Raw genomic sequence first — 25,109 nt, forward strand, 5'->3', positions numbered from 1 at the left:
TTAACAAAATGATTAGATGATTTTTTACTAAATCCTTATTCTATAAACAAAAAATAATAAGTATTAAGCGTTTATTTTAGAAGCTTTTTCTTGTGCTTCTTCAAATGTACCAACATATCGGAATGAGTCTTCAGGCATATCATCAGCATCACCATTTAATATTTTCTCAAAACCTGAAATAGTATCTTCTAATTTAACATATCTTCCTTGTAAACCTGTAAATTGTTCTGCAACAAAGAATGGTTGAGATAAAAACATTTGAATTTTTCTAGCACGATAAACTGTTAATCTATCTTCATCTGAAAGTTCATCCATTCCAAGAATTGAAATAATATCTTGAAGATCTTTATAAGCTTGAAGAATTTTCTTTGTGTTCATGGCGCAATTATAATGCCTATCTCCTAAAATAATTGGGTCAAGAATGATTGATGTTGAAGATAATGGATCAACAGCAGGATATAGACCTAACTCTGCAATTTGTCTGGAAAGTACTGTTGTTGCATCAAGATGTGCAAATGTATTAGCAGGTGCGGGATCTGTTAAATCATCTGCAGGTACATAAACAGCTTGAACTGAGGTAATTGAACCTTTATTTGTTGATGCAATTCTTTCTTGTAATGCACCCATTTCAGAAGCCAATGTTGGCTGATAACCCACAGCTGAAGGCATACGACCAAGTAAAGCTGAAACCTCAGAGCCCGCTTGAGTAAAACGGAATACATTATCAATGAAAAGGAGTACATCTCGTCCTTCTTCATCTCGAAAATATTCAGCAAATGTTAAAGCTGTAAGTGCAACTCTAGCACGTGCTCCAGGTGGTTCATTCATCTGACCAAAAACAAGAACACATTTATCTAATACTGTTGAACCATCTGCGAGAACGGCTTCACTCATTTCTAAATATAAATCTTTTCCTTCACGAGTACGTTCACCTACACCTCCAAAAACAGAATAACCCCCATGCTGCTTTGCTATGTTATTTATCAATTCTAAAATTACAACTGTTTTACCTACTCCAGCCCCTCCAAAAAGTCCAGTTTTACCCCCTTTTGTGTAAGGTTCTAATAAATCAATAACTTTTATTCCAGTTTCAAACATCTCCTTTTTTGTAGATAGTACATCAAATGCAGGAGCAGAACGGTGAATTGGGTATTTCATTTTAAATTCTATTGGACCCTTATTATCAATTGGCTCACCTATTACATTAATAAGTCTTCCTAAAGCTCCAGGACCTACAGGAGCTGTAATAGGTCCTCCAGTATCAATTGCCTTTACTCCACGAGCAAGACCATCAGTAGAATCCATAGCTACTGTTCTAACACGATTTTCACCTAAATGCTGCTGAACTTCACAAATCAGATCCTGATTTTGTCCTTCAGTATTTGTAAATGGAATTTTAACTGCATTAAGAATTGGAGGAAGTGTTCCATTCGGAAACTCAACGTCAACAACTGCACCAATTATCTGTGCTACTCTACCTTCGTTCATACTAAAAAATATTTTATTGTAAATTTATAACTTAAGATATAATTACTAAATAGATGCTGTTTTGAATAATTTTTCAAAGCTGAGCATTTTAAAGTTGCAAATTTACGAAAGCGATTGCTTTAGGCAATTCTATTTTTTAAAGATTCAAAATTATATAGTCAAACTATATTGATTTAAATGGATTTAAAATAATTGTTATCAAATAAAACTCATAAATATATAAACATTTATTCTTTTCTTGATCTCCCAATAGAAAAATATTTAAACCCTTTATACTCAATATCTTCAGTTCTAAATAAGTTACGACCGTCAAAAATTACAGGCTCATTCAAATCTAATTTCAACATTTCAAAATCAGGATTTCTAAACTCGTTCCATTCTGTTAATATCAGTAATGAATCGCATCCTTTTGTAGCTACATACATTCCTTCACCATACTTTATTTTATCACCATATCTAAATTTAGCACCATTTGTTGCTTCTGGATCATAAGCTATAATATTTGCTCCTTTTTCTAAAAGAACATCAATAACACCAAAAGCAGGGCTATCTCTAGTGTCGTCGGTATCTGCTTTAAAAGCCAGACCCCAAACTGCGAAATTTTTTCCATTAATATCCCCACCATAATAATTCAATATTTTATCAACAAATATTAAAGGTTGCCTTTTGTTTACATTTTCAACAGCCGTTATAATTTCCATTTCCATTCCATAATCTTTAGCTGTTTTAAGAATTGCTTTTACATCTTTTGGAAAGCAACTTCCACCATAACCAACACTTGGGAATAGATATTTCTTTCCAATTCTAGAATCCGAACCAATTGCAATCCTTACATCATCAACATCTGCACCTACTCTTTCACAAAGGTTAGCCATTTCATTCATAAATGAGATTCTCATTGCAACAAAAGAATTTGCTGCATATTTAGAAACCTCAGCGCTCTTTTCTGTAATGAAATACATTTTATTTCCTGTTCTCATAAAAGGTTCGTATAGATCTTGCATTACCTCTTTTGCACGAGTGGAACTAGTGCCAACAACAATTCTTTCTGGTCTCATAAAATCATCAACTGCTCTCCCTTCTCTTAAGAATTCTGGGTTTGATACAACATCAAAATCAGCATTTGGAGCTTTGGATTTGATTGTTGTATATACTTTAACTGATGTTCCAACCGGTACTGTACTTTTGTTTACAATTATCTTATATCCTGCTTCGGGGTTGTTATTCAAAATTTCACCAATGTCTTTAGCCACCTTCAATACAAACTGAAGATCTGCAGATCCATCTTCTCCAGGTGGTGTAGGTAAACATAAAAATATAATTTTAGATTTTAATAAACTTTCTTTTAAGTCACTAGTAAATGAAATCCTTTTTTCCCTAATATTTCTATCGAGTAAAATATCTAATCCAGGTTCATAAATTGGAGTTTCGCCTGATCGAAGCTTATTCAATTTTGCTTCATCTATATCCACACATACAACTTGATTTCCACTTTCGGCAAAACAAGTACCCGTAACTAATCCTACATAACCCGTTCCAATTATTGCTGTCTTTTGAGGCATCTATTTTTTAATTATAAATTATACAAAGTTTGTTAATAACTCACTCATTTATTCTAAACTTTAAACTAAAAACAAAACTAGAAATAATTTTAATTATAATTTAAATTATATTTTAAAAGAATTGTAATAAAAATTATCTAGAAATTAAACTAACAATTTTATTTGATAAGTTTAATGAGCAATTAGAATTTACAGTTAAAATGTTTTTAGATTTCATTTTAACTTCTATTAATTTATCAGCATTGTTAATAAATTTCTCTATTGATTCTCTCAATTCAATTTGATTTTTAATAACAGTTAATATCCTTAATTCATTAAGTAATTGAGCATCTCTTGAATTAAATATTTTCGGTCCGGTAATTACTGGCAAGCCGTATGAAATTGGTTCTAAAGTACTATGAACTCCATTTCCAAAACCACCACCAACATATGAAACTGATGCTATCCTATATAAAAAAGGGAGTACACCAGTTCTGTTAAAAATTACAACATTAATTTCAGAACTATATTCATTGGAACTTAATTCTTCTAATGTTCTTGAATCTTTAAAACTATTTTTTAAATGTGTTACATTACTTTCAGTTGGTTCATGTGGAACAATTACTAAAAGTAAATTTTTGATTGAAACAATTGAAGAAAGCACTTTTTCATCGGCTTTCCAAGTACTTCCAGCAACAATTATAAATTTATTATTTAAATACTTTTCTGGAATAAATTGACTTATATTAAAATCTGATTTTGAGTTTTGAATTACCCTATCATACCTTGTTTCACCTGAAAGGAATATTTTACTATTCGGTAGGAATTTTCTAAATGAATTGTAATCGTCTAACCCAGCACAATGTATTTCTTCAATTAATGAATATAATTTAATAAAGAATAACTTTATAAATGGACAGAATTTAATAGAATTATTTTTTAATGTAGCACAAACTAAAATTATTGGGATCTTCAATAATTTAGCTTGATTTAAAAATTCATACCACAAATCATAACGCATTATTACAATAATATCTGGCGAAAGATTATTCAAAAATAATTTTGTCTTCGAAATTGAATCTGATGGTAAGAAATAAAATTTATTAACATGTTTATAATTGCTTTGTTGTTCATAGCCACTAATTGAAAAGAATGAAACTGTAATAATTAAATCTGAATTCTCCTTTTTCAGGTTTTCTATAATTGGTTTTGCTTGTTCAAATTCACCTACTGATGCGGAATGGAAATGAATAATTTTTAATCCGTTTTTATTAAATTCATTAGGTTTTGGTTGCAGTAAATTATTAGAACGTCCATTTCTAGTTCTCTGTGCCTTCTTTGAAAACAATCCATAACAATAAAAAACAATTTCAATTAAAGGATAAATAAAATATCTATAAACTATTTTTATCAATTTTGATGTTAAATTTGTACTGCAAATTTAAGTATGATTTTGCAAACTAAAATTATGTTTAGGTTTTATGAATTCTTCAAACATTAAGTCCATAAATAATTAGTATCCGTTATGTCTATTTTTTCAAGAATTACTCAATCACAAAGTATGCGCTCTGTATGGGGTGTTGGTATAATAGCAGTCTGTTTTCTAATACTTGTAATAGTAATGTCTGGAACTGATTTAATTGCAGGGCTACCATCTTTAGAACAGCTAGAAAACCCTAAGCCTGATCTTGCAACAACAGTTTTTACTGCTGATGGGCAGCTCTTAGGTAAGTTTAAGATAAAAAATAGAGCTTATATTCCTTACGATTCAATACCTAAGAATTTTGTAAAAGCATTAGTTGCCACAGAAGATAAAAATTTTTATGAACATTGGGGTGTTAGCTTAGAAAGAAGTTTTAAAGCTTTAGTAAAGTTAGTTATTTCATTTGGTAGCCGTAGAGAAGGTGCTAGTACTATTACCCAACAGTTAGCAAGAAATGTTTATTTATCATCTGAACAAACATTATGGAGAAAAATTAGAGAACAAATAACTGCTGTTCAAATTGAGAAAGCATATACTAAAACAGAGATTATTGAAATGTATGCAAATACAGTTTATTTAGGTAATAGTGCATATGGAATTCAAGTTGCTTCTGTTTTTTTCTTTAACAAACAACCATTTCAACTATCGTTAGAAGAATGTGCATATTTAGTTGCATTGCTAAAAAGTCCTGAAAATTATGATGCTTTAGATCATCCTAAAGAAGCTAAAAATAGACGTGACTTAGTTCTAAGTTTAATGCTTGAAAATGGTTTTATTACTGGTAGCGAATATAGTCAGGCATGTGCAAGACCAATTGTAATAGTTGAACAAAAAGAAGATGAATCAAATGCTGGCGGATTTTTTAGAGAATATGTCCGTAAAACTTGGGCAAAAAAACTCCATGATGCTTTAAAGGTTGATTTATATAGAGATGGTTTAACAATTTATACAACCCTTGACACTAGAATACAGGCACATGCAAATGAAGCAGTTATTGAACATTTAAATTCATTTCAAAAAACTTTTGATAGAACTTGGAGCTGGAAAAGAAGAGAAGACTTAGTCAAAAGAGTTGTTGCAAATGCAATTAGAAACAACCCAACTTATAAAGTGGCAGATAGTGCAAAAAAAATAGTTGTAGCTGCTTTACTTTCTAAAGATCTAAAATTTATAGATTCTGTTAAAAAAGCTGCTTCTCAGATACAAGCAAGTTTGACTGTTATTGAGGCTAAAACTGGTTATGTTAGAGCTATTGTAGGAAGTAGAGATACTAATAGTACTGGAATGGGATTAAACCGTGCAACTGATATTATTAGGCAACCTGGTTCATCGTTTAAACCTTTTGTTTATGCTTCTGCAATGCAAAACAGTGGTTTAACTCCTAATTCTATTGTTAATTCATCTAGCTTTTCTTATAGACTTCCAGGTGGAGGTTATTGGAGACCAAAAGGCTCTGGGGGTGGCTCTATTGCTTTAAGACAAGCATTGAAATTTTCAATAAATACTGTTGCTGCAAGATTAATTGTGGGTCCGACTAATGTTAGAAATGTTATTAAACTTTGTAAAGATTTAGGTTTGACTACTTTTATTCCAGAAGTACCTTCTATCGCTTTAGGTTCAGCAGAGGTGAAGCCAATTGAAATTGTGAATGCTTATAATGTATTTCCTAATGAAGGGGTTTTTGTACCTTATACTTTAGTAACTAAAATTGAAGATAGATATGGAAATGTTATCTATGAACACAAACCTGGGAACTTAATGAAAGAAATTTTAAAGCCTAAAGTTGCTGGTGGTATGGTTTCCATGATGAGAGATGTTGTAGATGGCGGTACTGCTAAATCTATTAGAAATTGGTATGGTGGACCTGCCGCTGGAAAAACAGGTACAACTCAAGATTTTGCTGATGCTTGGTTTATTGGATATACTCCAGAAATAGTTGCTGGAGTTTGGGTTGGTTTTGATGAGCATAAAATTAAATTTACAGGATGGTATGGGCAAGGTGGAAGTGCGGCTGCTCCTATTTGGGGTAGATTTATGTCTAAAATTTATGATGATGAAACTTTACTTTATAATAGGGATTTAGGTTTTTCTAAAGCTTTAAATGTTCCTGTTGGTAGTGGTGTTTATCATCCAAAATATTCTAATAAATCTACAGAAATTAAGAATTCTGAGGTAACTCCTGATGAACTTAAAGACGCACCTCCTGAAAATACTATTCCTTCTAACGATGGTGGAGTAAGTAAACCAGTTGGTGACAAACCTAAAGAACAAGATAAACCAAGCAATCCTGAAGAATAATAATTATTTTATTTTAAATTTAATTAACTAATACTATTAAAGTTATCCACAATTGCGATGATTTATCCACATAACCATAGGTTTTATCCACATTTTTATATGTTTTTAACTTGGAAACAGTATTAGAACAAAATTCTTAAAATTTAATTGTACAATTATAATTAAATGAAACTTTTAAAATTTACAATATTAATATCTATAATTTTTTGTTTTAAAACTATCTTTATAAAAGCCCAAGCTTTGAATGATAGTAATTCAAATAATCAAAACAAAATTGAAAGTTCTATAGAAGGGAAATTATGTTCATGTGTTTCTGCTTACCCTAACCCAACTTCTGGTAATTTTAAAATAAAAGTAGCATATCATGAAGGTGAAGAAGAATCATCTTTTGTTTTATACAATTTATTTGGAATTCCAATTATAGATTTAACTGAGAATTTAAAATCTTCTAGAAAGGAAAAGCTTTCTTTTGTTGAAGTGAATGGATTGTCTTTAACTTCAGGAATTTATCTAGCTAGACTTAATAAAGGGAACTTAGCTAAAACTACTAAGATATTTGTGATAAGATAATGTCAATATTTCTTAATTATATTTAAATAATTATTTTATAATCTCAAATTAGTTAAATTCACTCAAGATTTAGTGAATTAGAATAAGAATTAGAATGTTAATAAATTGTTTTTGGGGATGCACTGGTTTCGACGGGGTGTGTGAATGTTGTAGTTGCTCCGCCGCGCCTTAATTGCTTGTCAGGCGCGTTATTAAATGACAGGTGAAAACAAATGCTACGAACTCTTATGAGTATCGTCTTGCTGCGTAACTAAACAGTTACAAGTGAGCATCCTGCCCGTGATTTCCTACGGTAACGGTTGATGTGGGTGTCGATAAAATTGTAGGATTGAAAGCGAAATTCCACAGATGATTGAGCTTTTGAAAAATATGTCTGTTAAGCAGTAAATACCGTGTCTTTGCGGTCGTTATTGACGAAAAATCAATTAAAGACTAAGCGGCGTAGAAGTTACTGCATTTCCATTTCGGACGCGGGTTCGATTCCCGCCATCTCCACTAAAAAAAATCCCTTTGAAGTTTTTTAACTTTTAGGGATTTTTTTTTATAATTTTTTGTAAACAGCACAAAATCTTTCACCATCATTTAAAAATTTGTTTTTTAAAAATTTATCAATCAAGTTTATAAATTTACTTTTTATATAGTGGATGCTAATTAAATGAATATGTTGATATGTTTCAAGATGAATTAAACTAAAATTTGAGAAAATTTCTATTGGGTAAAATCCTTCACTATCCCTAACATCCGTTATCATAGCAATTTCATTCATATCTAAAGGTTTGTCTATTAAAGATTCACTAATTAATTTATTATTTATTGAAATTAATTTTGAATCAACAATTTCTTTTTTCTTTTTATTGAATGAGTAATAAATTTTTTTAATTAATTGATTAAAACCTAATAATTGAGATACTTCAGAAATAAAAAGCTTTGGCAATAAAAATATTTTCAATAATCCATAAATTAAACTTAAGAAAAGATTATCATTAAATTTTCTATTTGGTTCATGGGCTATAATAACAATTCCATTTGGCTTTATAATTCTATTAATCTCTTCAAGAAAGTTACTTATATTTTTAATATGATGAAGTACTGAATTCATCATTATCACATCAAAACTTGAGTTATCAAAGGGAAGTTTAAGTGGAGTATCACCATTAATTTTTACAAAATCAAATTTACAATTACAATTATTTTTCATTCTTGAAATGTTTTCCTTTGCAATATTTAGCATTCCGTTTGATAAATCTGAACAAACAAATTCATTTGATTCTGATAATAAATCAGAAATTGCAATTGGTACAAATCCAGTACCTGTGCCAATATCAAGCAATTTTTTTGGGGAATCTGAAACTATAAAGATACTTGCTAGATTTCTCCATCTGTTAGTTTCAGTTTCTGACATTTCTTTACTTATTTCATCATTGTAATCTTCATTACTTGAATCATAAAAGAGCTCATTTACACGGGTTACTAATTGTTCACTATATTTATCAGATATACTTTTTTTATCAGACATGTTGGAGTTTAGGAAAACCTTTTATATATTTTTAAATCCACTCTTTACTACAAATATAAAACTAGTTTTACAAATCTTTTGCAACGGTAGCACAAAATACTTTTTTCGCTCCAGATTTCATAATGGCTTTTGCACACTCATTTAATGTTGCTCCAGTTGTTAATACATCATCACATAAAAGTACTATTTTATTTTTAAAGATTATTTGATCAGCAACAAATGCACATTCAACATTTATTTTTCTTTGTAATGAGTTTAAAGAAGTCTGACTTTTAGTATTTCTTGTTCTATGCAAATTCTCAATTGCTAATTCTAATTTAAGAAAAGAACTAATCCCTTCTGCAATAAACTTAGATTGATTATACCCTCTCTCGCGGAGTTTAGCTTTGTGGAGTGGAACATAAGTAATTAAATTAATATCTTTAAATATACTAAATTGTGTTATTGACTTTGCAATTTCAGTACCAAGTTCTATACCTAAATTGAAAATTCCATCATATTTTAATGTATGTATTAACTTCTGAACAGGGCTTTCTTTTTCAAATAAATACAGACAAAATATGGCTTCTATAACAAAATCATCTTTGGAATAATAACTAATAATCTGAGAAAATATCTCATCTGGAAATGGGGAAGGTCTCATCGAGACTCTACAAATATTGCAAAATTGCAATTCATTATTTAGCAATAACTCACCACAAGAACAACATATTCTTGGTGCAATCACATCTAACAAATCTGAAGCATACTTTTTAAGTATTTTATTTATAGAGTAATTCATGGGTAATTTAGGGTATGTTAATAATTACTTATAAGATTGCTCTTAAAAGTAAATTGGAATTGATTTCAAATATTTATTTTATAACAATCATTTTAATTAAATGTTTCATATTATTAACTAAAATTATACATTCATAATTACCACTCTCTAAATTTGAAGAATCTATAATTAAATTGTGTATTCCAGTTGTCATTTGTTTATTTATTAATTCTTTTACTAAACTTCCTTTTGGGTTAAATAAAGAAATATTTACTAATCCATTTTTTAATAACTCAAATTTTAAATTTGATTTTTCATATGATGGGTTTGGTGAAAGACTAATATTATCTATAAGATTTAATTTATCATCTAACGAAAGAATTCCATCTCCTTCACCAACTAAATAAATTACAGAATCGTTCAAAGATTCATCACATAAATTTCCAAAAGTCAATATTATAGAGTCTAAATACTTTTTATTGTCCTGAGGATTAAAAGTAACACTTATATTATTTGTTGAACCAGATTTAATTAAAATGGGTTTGTTTATACTAGGCATTTCAATTGGGTTTGTAATTTTAAAAACTCTTTCATCTTTTAATCCAAATGGACCTGAAATATAGTTTAAATATATATCTGAATTTGAGGAAGATTCTTTAATTATTGCAGTATCTAATTTTTTACCATTTGTCTTTCCAAAATTTAAATCAGACGAAGTAATAGAGCCGCATTGGAATACAGTTGCAGTTAATTCTAAATAGTAATTAACTCCACAATCATCTTCTATACCTAACGAATCTGTATAATGCCCTACTTCAGCTTTATTAAACTCAATTACAGATTCTATACTATTACCAATTTTACCACTATCAACAAGTTGGAACTCAATTAAAGGAGATTTTAATTTAAAACCTCTATTTCCATATCTTAATATTAGTTTGTTTTTACTGATTATTTTGTTTGATAAATTTTGAACTAATATTTTCAAATTTTTTGTTTGAAGAGGTTTTATACGAAAATTATTTGTGTCTAATAAGAAGTTAATTTTTGTTGCTAAAAATTCAAATGTATCTAGTTTGAAATTCCCTGCCATATCAGATATAATTATTACTGCCTTAGCATTTTGGTATTTATTATCGACTTGCAATTGATATTCAATTTTAGAGTTCTCACCAATAATAAATGAGTTATTACTTAGTGAAAAATTATATGAATTAGCCAAATCAATATCAATAGTAGTTATTCCAGAACCAAAATCTTGAACTTTATTTGTAAAATATCCATTACAATTTCTAACTCCTTTTTCTGAAACTGGATTTATAGAGTCTTTGAATTTATTACTTAAATAATTTCCATGCAATGGATAACCATAAGAATCATATGCATCAAAACCATAAATATAAGCTCCGAATGGTTTACTATTTCTAATCTGATAAATGCCAGGCTGAATTAAAAATGTTTTACCAATATATTTTATCCCATTTGTTTTGATCATAAATGTATCATATTTTTGACCATGAATTGAGATAATTTTTTGCCAATTGCCAGTTGCACTAGACTTAATCTCTAAGCTGTTTAAATCATCAAATTCTGTAACAATACTAACATAATTTTTTATGAATTCATTACTTGGTGTTGTGAATAATATTTCTTTTTGAAATTGATTAATTGATAATACATTCATCATAAATGGATCTGAATCTTTATGATCATATTCTGCTGAATTATTGTATTGTTCAACAAAAATTGGTTTATTTGATGTAAATACTATTGGCTCTCTAACATCATGTAAATAACTAAACCAGCTTTTATTTTCTTTAAGTTCATTAACATTTAATTGACCATACAATTTACCATTAATAAATATATTAGTTGAATCTTGAGAGGCAAAAATTCTAAACAAATCAGATTTAAGTCTTGTTTCTATAGGTAGTGCATAATATGAATTTCCCCAAGTTGATATTGGAGTTAACATTTCTTCAATATGATCACAGGCGGGATATCTAGAATCTGGTAAGTAAGTACATTGATTTCCTGAAGTAACAGCAATTGGTTTGGTTGAACTTATTAAAGTTCCTGTTAAATCTCCTAAGGTTTTAAAACTCATGGCAGAAAAAACATCTCCTTTATTTATCAGGATTTTAAAAGATGGATCTAACCCACTATGATTTGGAGTTACCTGATCTGTGGGCAAAGTAACTGTTACAATTGAAGAGTCATAAGCTCCAATAATCAAGAATTGAGATGGTAACTTTTGGCTTGCTCCAATACCAGCAGAACTTGAAACTATGTACATTTTACCTAAAGCATTTACTGGAATAATAAGCATTCCATCGCTAGTAAAAGATGCTCTATTCATTCCATAAACAATAATTGGTGCATCGGATTTTATATGAATTGCTTTTTGAGAATAGACAGAATCATTAGGAATTGGTGTGAAATCACCCCTAATAAAAACTTGAGCATCCGTAATATTAAAGTCATAAGAAATTACATCAAATGGAATTGTATATAGAATTTTTTTTAATGAATAACCAATAGAAAACTCAACTTTAGTTTTAACATTTGAAGTTATATACAATCTACAATATCTCTTAGTAGCTCCATTTTCCCAATTAGAAGGAAAAGATGTATAGAATTCCTTTCCCCAATTAGTTGGTCCATGTTGAGAAAAACAAACTTTTGAAGTTAATAATGCTAAGAAGAGTGTTAATGTAAAAAATATTATTTTCATATTAATTGATTATTCAAGTTAATTTTTAAAAGTGAAAATATGTTTAGTACATATAACAACACGAATTATTTATAAAAGTTAGTATTAATCATTATTTAGTAAATCTCAAATTTTAATATCAGATTTTACTTGCTTTATTCATCTACTTAAGTTAATTTTGTGTTTTTTTAGACTAAGTCCAAATAAGCATTAAATAAAATCCATATTATGTTAAACAGTTTTTTGATTGCACTACGAGAAGGCTTTGAAATATTTTTAATTTTAGCAATTACAGTTTCATATTTAAAGTCATCAAATAGAAATTGGCTTATTAGTGCTGTGTATTGGGGGTTTAGTGTATCTGTTGCAATATCTGCTTACCTTGGGTATCAGATAATGGAAGCAACTATTAATCAACCAAAATGGGAGGGGATTTTATGTTTAATTGCAGTTGTATTAGTTGCAACATTACTTTATCACATGAAGAAACATGCTCCTAAAATGCGCCAAGAAATTCATGAAAAAATTGACAGCTCGATTAAGATGGTAGAATCAAAACCAAGAGCATTCTTTGGTGTTTTTATATTTGTTGTGTTAATGACAATTCGTGAAGGAATGGAAACCGCTTTTATGATGCTATCTATACGTGAAGCTCCAAATATGATATTAGGATTTTCGTTCGGTATTGTAGGAGCAATTTTAATGTCAATTGCATGGATGAAATTTAGCAACTTAATTAATATTCAAAAATTCTTTCAAGTAACCACTTTTTTTCTAATTTTCTTTATTGCTCAATTGTTAATTATTGCTTTTCATGAATTTACTGAAGCTGGTATGTTTGGTGCAAGTAGTGCTGCTCTTCATATTGCAACTGAACCTTATTCACCTGATGGTTACATTGGGAAATGGGTTTCAACTTCATTAGTTTTTGTTAGTATGGTTTGGTTGTTAGTTTCTTGGTTAAAACAACGTTCAAAAAATTCTCAACAAAAATTAAATAATATTGCTATTTCATCTAAATCATAATTACATTTTATAACATTAGCTTGTTTTGGAACATTAAATAAATTCAATCTTTTTCGCTTTATATAATCTTAAAGTTATAATTTATCTGTTTTGGAATTAGATTTATTATCATAATATTTATTCCTTTAGTTGATACTCTAACACCATAACTTGGTGAGTACCATTCATCTGTAATTTCAAATGGTTCACTGCAAGTAAACTCAATTCTATCTAACAAACAACTTATAATTGCTTTGTTTGTTAGAATCTTTTCAATTTTACAATTTTCATTTAAAGTGAATCTAATATTTGAATTATGTTCTCTATCACCTAAAAATTCATCTATTACAGTAAACTCTTTTTCAAGTAAAGTCAATTTTCTTTTTATAACTACATTGTATTTCTTATAACCTAAATGAGTCGATTCAATTTCTATGCAATTATTATTAGATAAATTTCTTGTGATTGGTTTTGGTATTTCTTTTTTTACTCTCCATAACCCATCAAATTCAGCTATTTCAAAATTGTCAATTACTGGTGAATTGTGAGCTTTAGATGATCTTAACAAATTCCTAGTTGCAATATCAGATGTATAGCAATATGTTCCAGGATCAATTATAATTTGATTGGATTTGGAATTGAGTACAAAAGATAAGGTATCATTATTCCCATGCAAACCAATGACACCCACATCAAAAATAGATTTGAAATAACTGTTTTCTAAAATTGCAAAACCTCCTTCAGAATAAAGTTTAATTCTTGGTTCAGTAATTTTAATATTTTGAAGTTCATCATCATTCAATATTTTTTGAGTGAGATTTTTAAATTTATTTTCTGAGATTTTTTTTAATGATTTATATAATTCATATCCTTCTGTTCCTGTGATCAATAACGCAGATTGAGAAAATTCTTTGCATTTTTCTATAAAATCACTTCTATTAAAAATTACTGCTGCTAAAGTTAATGTATCAGAATGATCATAAATGTTTTGATTATTTGTTACCTTTAAAATAATTCCATCATCATTATCACCAAATTGAGGAATAGTTAAATCAACAGATGAATAATCATATAAAAATTCACTCATCTTCTCTAACTTTTTCATTGCCCAATCTGGGAAAGGGTTTCCAGATTGCTTACAAATTGCTGAAGATATTAAAAACATTTCTAGAACTAACCTATGATAACAAATTGAAAGTTCAAAATGTACTCCATCTTCAAGTACTTGATTTTCAATTTCATTAAGTATCCGCTTGTATCCTTCATTGAACCATATTTTACCTTGATCTTCTAAATAGAAAAAACTCCCTAAAGATAATAATCCAAAACAATTAGAAATATAATGATTAGTTAAATTAGGAAAATACTCAAGGTTATTTATTAAATACTCACCATGTTTGTAAACTAATTTAAGATAATTGCTCCACCACAAATCATTAATATTTGGTGCACCATAAAACAACCCAAACCCCATTGTTAACCAAAATCCACGTATGGATACTTCCATTGGCATTACCCAATTTATGCCAATATCAATTGGATTATTTGTTTGCCAATCATCAATCAAACACACAAACTCCTTTGTCCAAACTCCATTTCCAGAAATCCAATAAGCCTTACCAATCCACCACAACCAGTACATTCTACTTAATTCCCAAGGTCTTTTTATATCACTTAAATCATTTCCCAAATAATTAATTTTATCAAAGCGATTCTTCGTGTATATTTTATCAATCACATAATCTTTATGCCAATCATAGTTTCCATTTTCTGCATCAACACATGATCCAAAAAATCTAAATTTACCCTCAACAAATTGTTCTGCATCAATCAATATTTCATCATAACCTTGAAGAGATAATAAAGTTCCTATAAAAAATTCTTTCTTGTTTGATTTAGATAATGGGAACCTTGAGAAATAATTTTTATTAAAAGTTTGGAAATACTTTGTAGAGTCATGAATAATTAATTCATTTTTTACAAATTTATTTTTTTTATATCTCCTTCTGATAATCCATTGTTTTAACAGCTCGACTATATGCTTGGGACCTCGTTGCAATGAACTTTGCTTTAGGAATTTGATACGTCGTACCATATTTTGATAAGCCATTTTTCTGTTTGATTTTTTCTTGTAAGTCTTAACCTAGCTCTTCCATCAACTCTAAAAACTTCCCCTTGTTGTAAAATTAGTTTTAGATTATATGCCCTTGTAACATCTATAAATGAAGTATCGCCTTCTTGAGATTGAATATCATTCCACTGGATATCTAATTGGTCGGCGTTGCGGAACAAATTGTAATTTATTCTCATTTCTTCATCTCGATTAAATACAGCATCAGTTGCTTGTTCAGTATTATAATATCTGAATTGAAATTCTTGATGCAATAATGACCCGTAAATAGATGTGTCTTTATAAGTGTATGAATATCTTATATTTTTAAAAACTCCTTCAACTGTCCTTTGATCTCCTAAATCAGTCTGTTCTTTTCCAAGTTCATCTTGTAATTTTGGAGCAAAAGGATTTGTACAAGAAGCTGCAAAAAGAATTACAAATGCAATTGATTTGTAAAAAATAGATTTGTAAATATTAAAATCAGTTTTAAACATATTGCAAGTTAATAAATTTTTCAGACTAATATTTTGTTTAGCGATAAAAGTTAAAGGTAATTTGTTGTAAATCTAATTGGTGGGATAATTAATTTAATTACAATTTAAGAAACTTAATAAAATTGAAATTAACTATTTGCATTTAGTAGATTTAGATTAAAACTTATAAATAATTTTGGTGAACTAAATTAATACTTCTTCAACCATTTTCTATCTGGATTCTTTACATACATCCTAATAACAGTGCCACAATAACGACATAGTTGAGCAAATATTTTTTCAGAATTTGTGTTAAAATATGATTTAGATTCCGATTCATAATGGAACCCAATATTTCCTGTATCATTTATAACTTCTACAATCAAATCTGAAACTAAATTATTTCCATTACAGAAATTACATGTTTTAATGTTTGATTCCATAAATTATTTAATTTAATATTTTATTGATTTCTTAAAAGGATTTTTAAATTATTTTCTAAATTTATATTTTTATAATAATTGATATTTGGACAAAGTTGCTACTGCTTTTAAGAATTTTCTTATTCTTTCATTTGGCTTTTGATTTGAATCATCTAAGCTCCATTCATAATCTACACCACCATCTAACAATGAATTATAGAGAAATAAATACTCTTTATCGCTTGGTGAAGTATTCAATAAATAGAGTGCCATATTTTTTGATAATTTTTTTATATCATTATAATCTTTAAAATTCTTAGCAAAAGAAATGGCATCAAACTTATAAAATATTGGTGGAAATTGTTGCCCAGGTGGTGGGTTCTTCCCTTTTAATTTTTCATCCATAACATCATTTACAAATTTTTGTCTTGCTGGTAAAGTTGCGACACTAATCCAAGAGCGACCCCCTTCCCAGCCCGCAACATTAGGGGGTTCAAAAGGATCCATTCCTTGAGTAACCAATCTTGCATATAGCTCCCTAATTGGTATAACAGATTTGTCCTCAGTAAAATCTGGTATTAATTGTAATTTTAATGAGCGAACTAAACCAATATAAAAATCCAAAGGACTTTTGTGAACAGCACCAATATTTGAGTTATCATAAAAATGTTCACTCATTAGTAGTTGTTTTAAAACAGGTTTTAATTCCCAATTATTTTCTTTAAATGTCTTAGCTAATTCTTGAACTATATTTTTATCAGAAGATAAATCGTATACAAAAAACTTATAAAGTTTATTACAAACAAATTCTGAAACTTGAACTGATCTTTCTGAAAATATTATATTTAATATTTCATCTAACTTCCAATTCCCCTTTTTTCCTAAATACATTTTGTCTTTATTATCCCATCTTTGTTGGATAAATTGTCCTTTAGGTGATCGGAATTTTTGTCCTTTTGGACTACTGCTTTGAACCCATCCACTTAAAGCCCTTGCTCCTTCATATACATCTGTTTGAGAATAGTTTTGATTCCCATACAAATCGTAAACCCCAGTTGTAAAAAGTTCTAATAATTCTCTAGAAAAATTCTCATTTACTTTATTATTTTTAGTATCAACAAAATTCATATCTCCATTTAAATATCTAAGCATGGCAGATGTTTTCGATCCATCAGAAATAAATTCTTTAAAATTCCCAAGTGAATATTTTCTATACAAATTATTATGCTCATACATAAATTCACCAGGACCAACTGAATCAAAACCTACAGTTAAATGATCTGCCAAAAAGAGTGACATTTTTTCTTGAATAGAAAAAGGAGCTGATGAAATTATTTTTAACCACCACCTCATCAATCTCTCCCTTTTGTTTATTTGATCTTGTTGCCACTTTTGAAATTCAGCACTATTCCTATCTCCTGGAGGCATAACTTCTGCATCTTGCCCAATAAAATCACTTATGTAATCTGTGTTAACTGTATAATTAGTTAGCAACTTATCAACAGAAGCACTAAGCCCAATGAGTACAGAATTTTGGATTTCTGATTCAGTAGCTCCAACTATACATCTCCTTAATAGATGTGCTGCTTGAGTATAAGTCCAATCACCTTTATATTCACTTAGCCCTGCCGATGATCTTTTTTCAAAAAGATAATTATGTTTAGAAAATTTAAATTTACTTGAACCATTTTCAAAATCTAAAGTTAAAAATTTACGTCTTTTCATAATTTTAAATTGATAATTTTAATAGGACATATAAAAACAGTATTTCACATTTTTTTCAAGTCAATGGATAATAATTAAATCAATAAATAGTTAAAACAAAACAAGGGTAATAAATAACTTTATACCCTTGCTTTTTCAAATTATATTTATTGATTTCGAGAATAAAATAAAATTAGAATCTTTTAATAGCACTCCCTTTGCTCAAATTTATAGTGTATTTAATAGTAACGTTATTTTTATCATTAGTAATGTCGAGATTTGCAAATTGATTGCCTAAGAATGTGATTACACCACTATAACTATAATCATTAAAAGATTGACCTTGACTATTTGTTAAATTACCAATAACTTTTACAGTTCCTACACCACTTGAAATCATTTTCGAAGCTCTGCTTATAACAATATTACTTAGTGAAAAGGAATTATTGTAAGTGAAACTATTTCCTTCAGATTTTCCAGTTACAACTCCATTTCTATTATAAGACCCACCTAAAAATATTGTTGAAGAATTTACAGGTAAAATTCCACTAATATTTAGTGTAGCTGCAATATTATCATTACCTTTTAAAACTGGAATTTCATAAGTCCCAGTTGAACTTAAAGTTAAATCAATACTTTGAGTTTGTCCTTCTTGAAAATCTTCAACTATTGAACCATTTGACAAATGAAATTTACTACTAGCATTAAGAATATAATCCCAAGTAAAAATATCACCGTTTTCATTTATATTTCCAGATCGATGGATTATGGTATCTCTTTGGAGTTGATCTTTAGATTTATCCTCAATATTAACCATTTTACCATTTTTAGACAAATTTACAAAATCAGCAGTATTCGATGTTAGTCCATTGCTTTGATTTCCTAGTGAAGTAGCAATAGTGTTTGCTATATCATTATCCTTAACATAATTCGTAGTTGAATTTGTTGCACTCTCCTTACATCCAATTACTAAAACAGAAGTAATTATTATTGTAGATAAAATTTTTTTCATTTTGGTTTTAAAATTTTTATGTTTTTTATGTTGTGATTATTAATTGTTGAATTCGATCAAACCAGATTTTTATATCTATTAAATTTAATAATTAAACCAATTTTATATTTAAAAAATAGTTGTAAATACAAAAATAACTATAATTACTCATAATAATCAAGACACCGAACAAATTAGGATTGTTTCAATTAAATTCCAAATCATTTCAATTTTTGAATAATTTTATTAAATTATTAATTTATCCTTTAGTGCAAGTATAAATATTTAAGTTCCCTTATATTTCAAATTGGATTTAATTAAAAAATTTTCTTAAATGGACAACATTTTGAATAAAAAAAACGAAGCACATTTTTCAGCACTTCGTTTTTTTCAATTAAGAATTAAAAATTATCTTTTTGCATAAGGTAAATTCTTTTCTCCTTGATAAGATATTACTAATTCAACATATCTTTCAGGGGCAGAACCTTGAACAAGATTTCCTGAAGCATCTGGTTTAACATAGATTTTTGCATAATGTTGGTCGCCTGAAGTAGCTCCAGTACGAACAACGAAAACTCTTCCACCAGTTTGCATTTGATTTAAAGTATAAACTTTCTTAGAATAAGTAAGTTTAGATAAATCTTTGTCCATAAACCAGCTATCAAGTCCTGTTGAAGCATAAATTGAATCAGAAGCTACAACATTTGAATCAAAAGAACTTGTTCCTTGGAACTGACTAAGCATTTTAGCAACTCCAATTTGGAAATCAGATGTTCCTGAAATGTATGCTCCGAATTGAACATCTCCAATTTTAGGATTTGTTACTTTTGTGCTTTGATTTTTAGGACCTTGCTTTGAAGGATCAAGTGTTATAGCACTTCCTTTTGATGAAGAAAATTCATAAATTTTAATTGTTTCACCAGTAGATCCAGCATCATTAGAATAACGAGTTGCTCCTGCCCACATTATTGAAGCTGCAGAAGAAGAAATTCCATTACGAACAGCAACTACTGAAAATACATATTCACCAGCTTTTAAATTAGTTGCGTCAGCAGTTGTTGATGTAGCTGTTGTTGCACCTGAATCTACAGCTGATTTCCATGATATTTTGTAAGTTACAACTCCAGTATCACTTGTAGAAGACCATTTCAAAGAAACTACACTTGCACTTTTAGAAACAGCCATCAAACCAGTTGGAACTGAAGGTGCACCAGATGTACCTGGATCAATTGGGTTCTCGTTACAAGCAGCGAAAAACATACCGCTTGCTAATACTGTAATTAATACAGATAAGATTGTGTTTTTAATTTTCATAAAATTAATTAGTTTAAAATTGTTGAGATTATTATTACTTTACTTTTATATTACTTGAATTATGAGCTTTAGTTCGTTGTAGTTTAGAAAAAGTTTAAACTAAAATATTTATTTGTTTTTAATCCATTCATATTCACTTACTTCGTTTATATAATTTTCATACCTTGCCATAACAAACAACAAATCACTGATTCTGTTTAAATAAACTATATTTAATGAATTAATTGTATCATCATTTTCTTTCAATGTTACTATCAACCTTTCAACTCTTCTTGCAACTGTTCTTGATATATGTAAAAATGCACCACATTTACTACCACCTGGTAAAATGAAATTTTTTAATTGGGGTAACTGAGTTTCAAATTCATCTATACATATCTCAAGGAATTCAATCTCTTTAGATGAGATCATATGGAATGTTGAATTTTTAATCTCCAATTTGTTCGGAGTAGCCAAATCAGCACCAATTACAAATAAATCATTTTGAATTGTATTTAATATGATATCAGTTTTTTCAGAAGGTGAGAAAGTTCTAACAAATCCTATATTACTATTAAGTTCGTCAATAGTTCCATAAGCCTCAATTCTGATATGGTTTTTACTAACCCTTTTACCTCCAAACAAACCTGTTGTTCCATTATCACCAGTTTTTGTATAAATCTTAATTGACATATATTAAAAATGAAAAATCTGCGTAATTTGCAATTATTAAAAATAGCCAAATATAATTTTAATTATTAGTAATAATCTACTTATTATTTAATTTGTGCGTCTTAGAATTTACAAAAATACAAATATTATACTTTAAATGATTGAAACTATTAGAATTATGTTTATAGGTGACGTAGTTGGGGAGCCTGGATTGGATATTGTTAAAAAAGAACTCCCAAATTTAATCATTGAAAATAACATCCAATTCACTATTGTAAATGGTGAAAACGTCTATGATGGTAAAGGAATTAGGCAAAGCGATGCAGATGCAATATTTAAGGCAGGTGCTGATGTTATAACAAGTGGGAATCATATTTGGGAGAAATGGCAATCAAAGGATGTTCTATCAAATAATAATAAAGTTTTAAGACCAATGAATTATCCAGCGGGAAATGCTGGGAATGGGTTTGTAATTGCTCAACTCCGTAATAGTGATGATAAAATTGGTGTAATTAATGTTCAAGGCAGAACCTTCATGCAGTCTATTGATTGTCCTTTTAAATCAGCAGATTGGGCTATTAATAAAATTCTACAACAAGATGTAAAAGTAATATTCGTTGATATGCACGCTGAGGCAACAGCTGAAAAAATATCTCTTAGTTGGCATCTTGAAGGAAGAGCTACAGCAGTTGTTGGCACACACACTCATGTTCAAACTAATGATGGTAGAATTCTACCTGGAGGAACAGCTGCTTTAACTGATGCTGGAATGACTGGTAGTTATGATTCTGTTATTGGAATGAAAAAAGATCCTGCAATTAAAAGATTTGTAACACAAACCCCTCATAAATTTGAAGTTGCAACCGAAGATTTACATATTGCAGTTGTTATTGTTGAAGCTGATACTCAAACTGGGAATGCAATTAGTATCGATAATTTTATTTACCCAGAACTTAAAAAATTTTAAATTATTTAAATTTATTTGTAATTAATTTATCAGCTTTTGTTAGAATTGTTCAGATTTTTTTAGCTATAAAATTTAACTTAATTTGAATCTATAATACTTATATGAAAATTATAAACCTCTTAATTTTTTCTTTTTTTTCATTATTAGTTAGTGCTTTTTCTCAATCACCTGGATCTTCATTATTACCAGTTTCAACCGATTATACTTCTGTTATTACTGAAGCATTAAATAATAATATTGTTATTGAAGATGATGTAAATGGAACAGCAAATTTACCAAACTCAATTTTCATTAAATTTAATAAAGATGTTCCAATTTATGAAGTCACTAACAAAGCTCTTTACCTTTGCGAACAAGTAGGGTTAATGCCTAAAATTGTTCAAGCTATGTCTGATGGAAGTATGTCTCAGTTTTATGCCGATAAAAAAAATAATTCATTGTTAAGTAATAATAGAATAAATTCTATCCAGCTGGCTGAAAACAATTTATCTAGGTTAGTTAAAGTTTATTATTCTAATGATACACCTCCATTAGTTGCTGCAAAAAAAATAAAGGAAAATTCTATAGTTCAATATTCAGAACCTGTTTTTGTTTATAAAGTATTATCGCAACCAAATGACCCCAATTTAACTGAACAAAAGGGTTCACTTGATAACATAAAGGCAATTCAAGGATGGGAAGTTTTTAAAGGTGATTCTAACATAATAATTGGAATTGTTGATGCTGCTGTAGATATGTTTCATGAAGATTTGGCACCAAACATTGCATTAAATCAAGGAGAAAATGGTACTGATTCAAAAGGTAGATCAAAAAAAACAAATGGTATAGATGATGATAATAATGGAGTAATAGATGATTTTTATGGTGCAAATTTTACAGCTCAAATGGATACAACTGTTAATGGGAATACTAAAGGGCAGAACCATGGGACAGTTGTTGCAGGGCTTGCTGCTGCTAGAACTAATAATGCTATTGGTGTTGCAGGATTAGGTTACAACTCAAAATTTGTCCCTGTAAAAACTTCTAGAAAAGAGGGTGGATTTATTCTTTTTGGTTATGAAGGTATAACTTATTGTGCAAGGCGTGGATGTAAAATTATTAACTGTAGTTGGGGCGGACCAGGTTATTCAGAGGCTTTACAAGATATTATTACTTCTGTTGTTGATGGTTACGATGTAGCTTTAATGTGTGCTGGAGGTAATGATGTAAAATATGGCACTATTTATCCAGCTGCTTATAATAATGTGGCTGGAGTTGGGGCTATTGATTTAGAAAATAAACTAACCACAACTTGGGGTGAACATATCGATTTTTCATCAGTTGCAGGATATTCTACTTCAAACGACAATAAATATGAAGTTGCTGGTGCTTACACTTCATATGCTACTCCTGTTGCCTCTGGATTGATGGCATTAGTTAGAGGTAAATATCAAAAGCTTTCTGCCGAACAAGCTATTATGCATGTTCGAGAAACAACAGATGATATAGATTCTTATAATAAAGGAAAAGAAAAGTATGTAGGGCTAGGTAAAATAAATGTTTTAAGAGCTTTAAGTGAAGACCCTTTTTCTAAACCAGGTTTGGTTATAGATTCAATTAGAACTACTGATGATAACGGAAAACCTAAAGAGAAATTTTCTGTTGGCGATAAAGGTAGAATCTATTTTAGAATTAGAAATATTTTAGGTTCTGCTAATTCTGTTAGAGTCAGCCCAAAAACTTACATTGAAGGGGATGATAAAGTAATTTCTTTTACTTCTTCAGATGTTTATATCCCATTAATTAATCAAGGAGAAATTGTTAATGTTTTAACTCCAATTGAATTTGAAATTAAAAAAGATGATACAAATGAAACAAAATTAAGATTTGATATCTCTGCTAATAATGGTGCTTTCAAAGATTATTTTTATAAGAAATTATTCTTATTTGCAATTACTACAGATTATATAACTCCAAGATTTAAACTTTCTATTGCGAATAATGGTGGAATTGGTTTTGCTGATTTTCCTAATAATCAAATTGGTTTGGGTATTGAACTCAATGATATTCAACAGCTATATGAAGGAGGTTTTATTATGGCTACAGATTCACTTCATATTTTAAATAATGTACGTGTGAGCCAATCATCTCAGCAAAAAAGTAATTTTATTTTAGAAGAAAAACCCACATTAAAAAATGATAGTACTCTTACTTTCAGCGATGCAATTTCAGATAGTACTTCAAGAATTGGTCTGATTTGTAAATTAAAAGTTAAAAAAGATATTTCGGAACCAAATGCTTTTGGATTAGAGTTAATAACAAAGAATGCTTCAAACAAAACTATCAAAAATCTTAAATCAGCTTTATTTTTAGATTGGGATTTGAATAATTCAGGTGATAATCAAAATATAAAACAGATTTATAACAACTTATCAAATATACCAATTTATGGTATTCTTGATGATGGGAACGGAACTGTTGTTGCTCAAGGAATAGCTGGGAAAGTACCCTCACCAATTTTTTATCCAATGAACAATGAAACTGATATTAATATTTATGATGATTTTTCAAATCTAGAAAAATGGAAAGCAATATCTAATTCCATCAATAAAAAAGAAGTTTTAAATGCAGATATTTCTTTTGTTTTAGGGAAAGAGATTCTTTCATTAGAACCACTTGAAAATGACACTACTTTATTTGTTTTTGGATTTGGCTCGACAGTTCTTAAAGCAGAAAATTCTTTGAAAAAATTAATCTCTTTAAGAACTATTTCTGTTGAGGAAGATACTAAACATTTTACAATGAACTTAAAACAAAATCTAGATAATATAATTATTTCTCTAAATGAGAAATCTCAAAACAGTACTTTAATTGTGTTTGATGTTCTAGGAAAAAAAATTATCGATTTAAATAATCAATTAGCAGATAATATATTTAATAATCAAATTGTTTTTAATACTACTTCTCTTCCTAAAGGCAAGTATTTTGTAAGATATACAAGCGATAAAATTATTCAAACTAAAATGTTTGTTATAGAAAATTAATATTACAAATTTTTAAATTCAATTTTTGAATTTGTTTATAAAACATATAATCAAAATTTTATTATTAGAAACTTTAA

Annotated in this window: 18 protein-coding genes and 1 other RNA gene; 6 read left to right on the forward strand and 13 right to left on the reverse strand. The window is 28.8% G+C overall.

Annotated features, from left to right (window positions below; all coding sequences use genetic code 11):
- Positions 1-63: 63 nt before the first annotated feature.
- The 3 genes from atpD to IPP08_11080 all read right to left on the reverse strand — a co-directional run bounded on the left by atpD (position 64) and on the right by IPP08_11080 (position 4,443).
- Positions 64-1,488: a F0F1 ATP synthase subunit beta gene (gene atpD / locus IPP08_11070; GenBank protein QQS66295.1), complete on the reverse strand. Its 1,425-nt coding sequence runs from the start codon at positions 1,486-1,488 to the stop codon at positions 64-66.
- A gap of 227 nt (positions 1,489-1,715) precedes the next feature.
- Positions 1,716-3,050 carry a UDP-glucose/GDP-mannose dehydrogenase family protein gene (locus IPP08_11075; protein QQS66296.1) on the reverse strand — a complete coding sequence of 445 codons (1,335 nt, stop codon included), beginning with the start codon at positions 3,048-3,050 and terminating at the stop codon, positions 1,716-1,718.
- Between the two features lie 133 nt (positions 3,051-3,183).
- Positions 3,184-4,443, reverse strand: a complete 1,260-nt coding sequence (locus IPP08_11080; GenBank protein ID QQS66297.1) for a hypothetical protein — start codon at positions 4,441-4,443, stop codon at positions 3,184-3,186.
- Positions 4,444-4,554: 111 nt separating this feature from the next.
- Here IPP08_11080 and IPP08_11085 point away from each other — a divergent pair, with 111 nt between their 5' ends.
- From IPP08_11085 to ssrA, 3 genes are all read left to right on the forward strand, one after another.
- Positions 4,555-6,810 (forward strand): PBP1A family penicillin-binding protein, encoded by a 2,256-nt coding sequence (locus IPP08_11085; GenBank protein QQS66298.1) that lies wholly within the window; start codon positions 4,555-4,557, stop codon positions 6,808-6,810.
- A gap of 165 nt (positions 6,811-6,975) precedes the next feature.
- Positions 6,976-7,380 (forward strand): T9SS type A sorting domain-containing protein, encoded by a 405-nt coding sequence (locus tag IPP08_11090; protein ID QQS66299.1) that lies wholly within the window; start codon positions 6,976-6,978, stop codon positions 7,378-7,380.
- A 113-nt stretch (positions 7,381-7,493) separates the two neighbouring features.
- Positions 7,494-7,878: a transfer-messenger RNA gene (gene ssrA, locus IPP08_11095) on the forward strand.
- Positions 7,879-7,921: 43 nt separating this feature from the next.
- Here the strand turns inward: ssrA and IPP08_11100 are convergent.
- The 3 genes from IPP08_11100 to IPP08_11110 all read right to left on the reverse strand — a co-directional run bounded on the left by IPP08_11100 (position 7,922) and on the right by IPP08_11110 (position 12,390).
- On the reverse strand, positions 7,922-8,896 hold the full coding sequence (locus IPP08_11100; protein ID QQS66300.1) for a class I SAM-dependent methyltransferase: 975 nt from the start codon (positions 8,894-8,896) through the stop codon (positions 7,922-7,924).
- Between the two features lie 67 nt (positions 8,897-8,963).
- Positions 8,964-9,677, reverse strand: a complete 714-nt coding sequence (locus IPP08_11105) for a ComF family protein (GenBank protein ID QQS66301.1) — start codon at positions 9,675-9,677, stop codon at positions 8,964-8,966.
- Positions 9,678-9,750: 73 nt separating this feature from the next.
- Positions 9,751-12,390, reverse strand: a complete 2,640-nt coding sequence (locus IPP08_11110) for a hypothetical protein (protein ID QQS66302.1) — start codon at positions 12,388-12,390, stop codon at positions 9,751-9,753.
- A 207-nt stretch (positions 12,391-12,597) separates the two neighbouring features.
- Here IPP08_11110 and IPP08_11115 point away from each other — a divergent pair, with 207 nt between their 5' ends.
- Positions 12,598-13,395, forward strand: a complete 798-nt coding sequence (locus IPP08_11115; GenBank protein QQS66303.1) for an FTR1 family protein — start codon at positions 12,598-12,600, stop codon at positions 13,393-13,395.
- Positions 13,396-13,453: 58 nt separating this feature from the next.
- Here the strand turns inward: IPP08_11115 and IPP08_11120 are convergent, their stop codons facing one another.
- From IPP08_11120 to IPP08_11150, 7 genes are all read right to left on the reverse strand, one after another.
- Complete coding sequence (locus IPP08_11120) at positions 13,454-15,469, reverse strand: alginate lyase family protein (protein QQS66304.1); 2,016 nt, start codon at positions 15,467-15,469, stop codon at positions 13,454-13,456.
- Entirely contained in the window at positions 15,445-15,981 is a 537-nt protein-coding gene (locus IPP08_11125; protein ID QQS66305.1) for a hypothetical protein, read from the reverse strand. Before IPP08_11125 ends, IPP08_11120 begins: the two co-directional genes overlap by 25 nt.
- A 188-nt stretch (positions 15,982-16,169) precedes the next feature.
- Entirely contained in the window at positions 16,170-16,403 is a 234-nt protein-coding gene (locus IPP08_11130; GenBank protein ID QQS66306.1) for a hypothetical protein, read from the reverse strand.
- 69 nt (positions 16,404-16,472) lie between these two features.
- Positions 16,473-18,107 (reverse strand): DUF1800 family protein, encoded by a 1,635-nt coding sequence (locus IPP08_11135; GenBank protein ID QQS66307.1) that lies wholly within the window; start codon positions 18,105-18,107, stop codon positions 16,473-16,475.
- A 172-nt stretch (positions 18,108-18,279) separates the two neighbouring features.
- Positions 18,280-19,098, reverse strand: coding sequence for a hypothetical protein (locus tag IPP08_11140; protein QQS66308.1), 819 nt, complete (start codon positions 19,096-19,098; stop codon positions 18,280-18,282).
- Between the two features lie 387 nt (positions 19,099-19,485).
- Positions 19,486-20,391 carry a fibronectin type III domain-containing protein gene (locus IPP08_11145; GenBank protein QQS66309.1) on the reverse strand — a complete coding sequence of 302 codons (906 nt, stop codon included), beginning with the start codon at positions 20,389-20,391 and terminating at the stop codon, positions 19,486-19,488.
- A 108-nt stretch (positions 20,392-20,499) separates the two neighbouring features.
- The gene (locus tag IPP08_11150) at positions 20,500-21,057 is read right to left on the reverse strand and encodes a cob(I)yrinic acid a,c-diamide adenosyltransferase (GenBank protein ID QQS67880.1); all 558 of its coding nucleotides are present in this window, start codon (positions 21,055-21,057) and stop codon (positions 20,500-20,502) included.
- A gap of 142 nt (positions 21,058-21,199) precedes the next feature.
- On the opposite strand from IPP08_11150, the gene IPP08_11155 reads away from it, so the two are divergent.
- Together IPP08_11155 and IPP08_11160 are read left to right on the forward strand one after the other, a co-directional pair.
- Positions 21,200-22,009 carry a TIGR00282 family metallophosphoesterase gene (locus tag IPP08_11155; GenBank protein QQS66310.1) on the forward strand — a complete coding sequence of 270 codons (810 nt, stop codon included), beginning with the start codon at positions 21,200-21,202 and terminating at the stop codon, positions 22,007-22,009.
- Positions 22,010-22,110: 101 nt separating this feature from the next.
- Positions 22,111-25,032 carry a S8 family peptidase gene (locus tag IPP08_11160; protein QQS66311.1) on the forward strand — a complete coding sequence of 974 codons (2,922 nt, stop codon included), beginning with the start codon at positions 22,111-22,113 and terminating at the stop codon, positions 25,030-25,032.
- Positions 25,033-25,109: the final 77 nt, after the last annotated feature.

Source organism: Chlorobiota bacterium, assembly GCA_016700335.1.
Classification (GTDB): Bacteria; Bacteroidota; Ignavibacteria; order OLB7; family OLB7.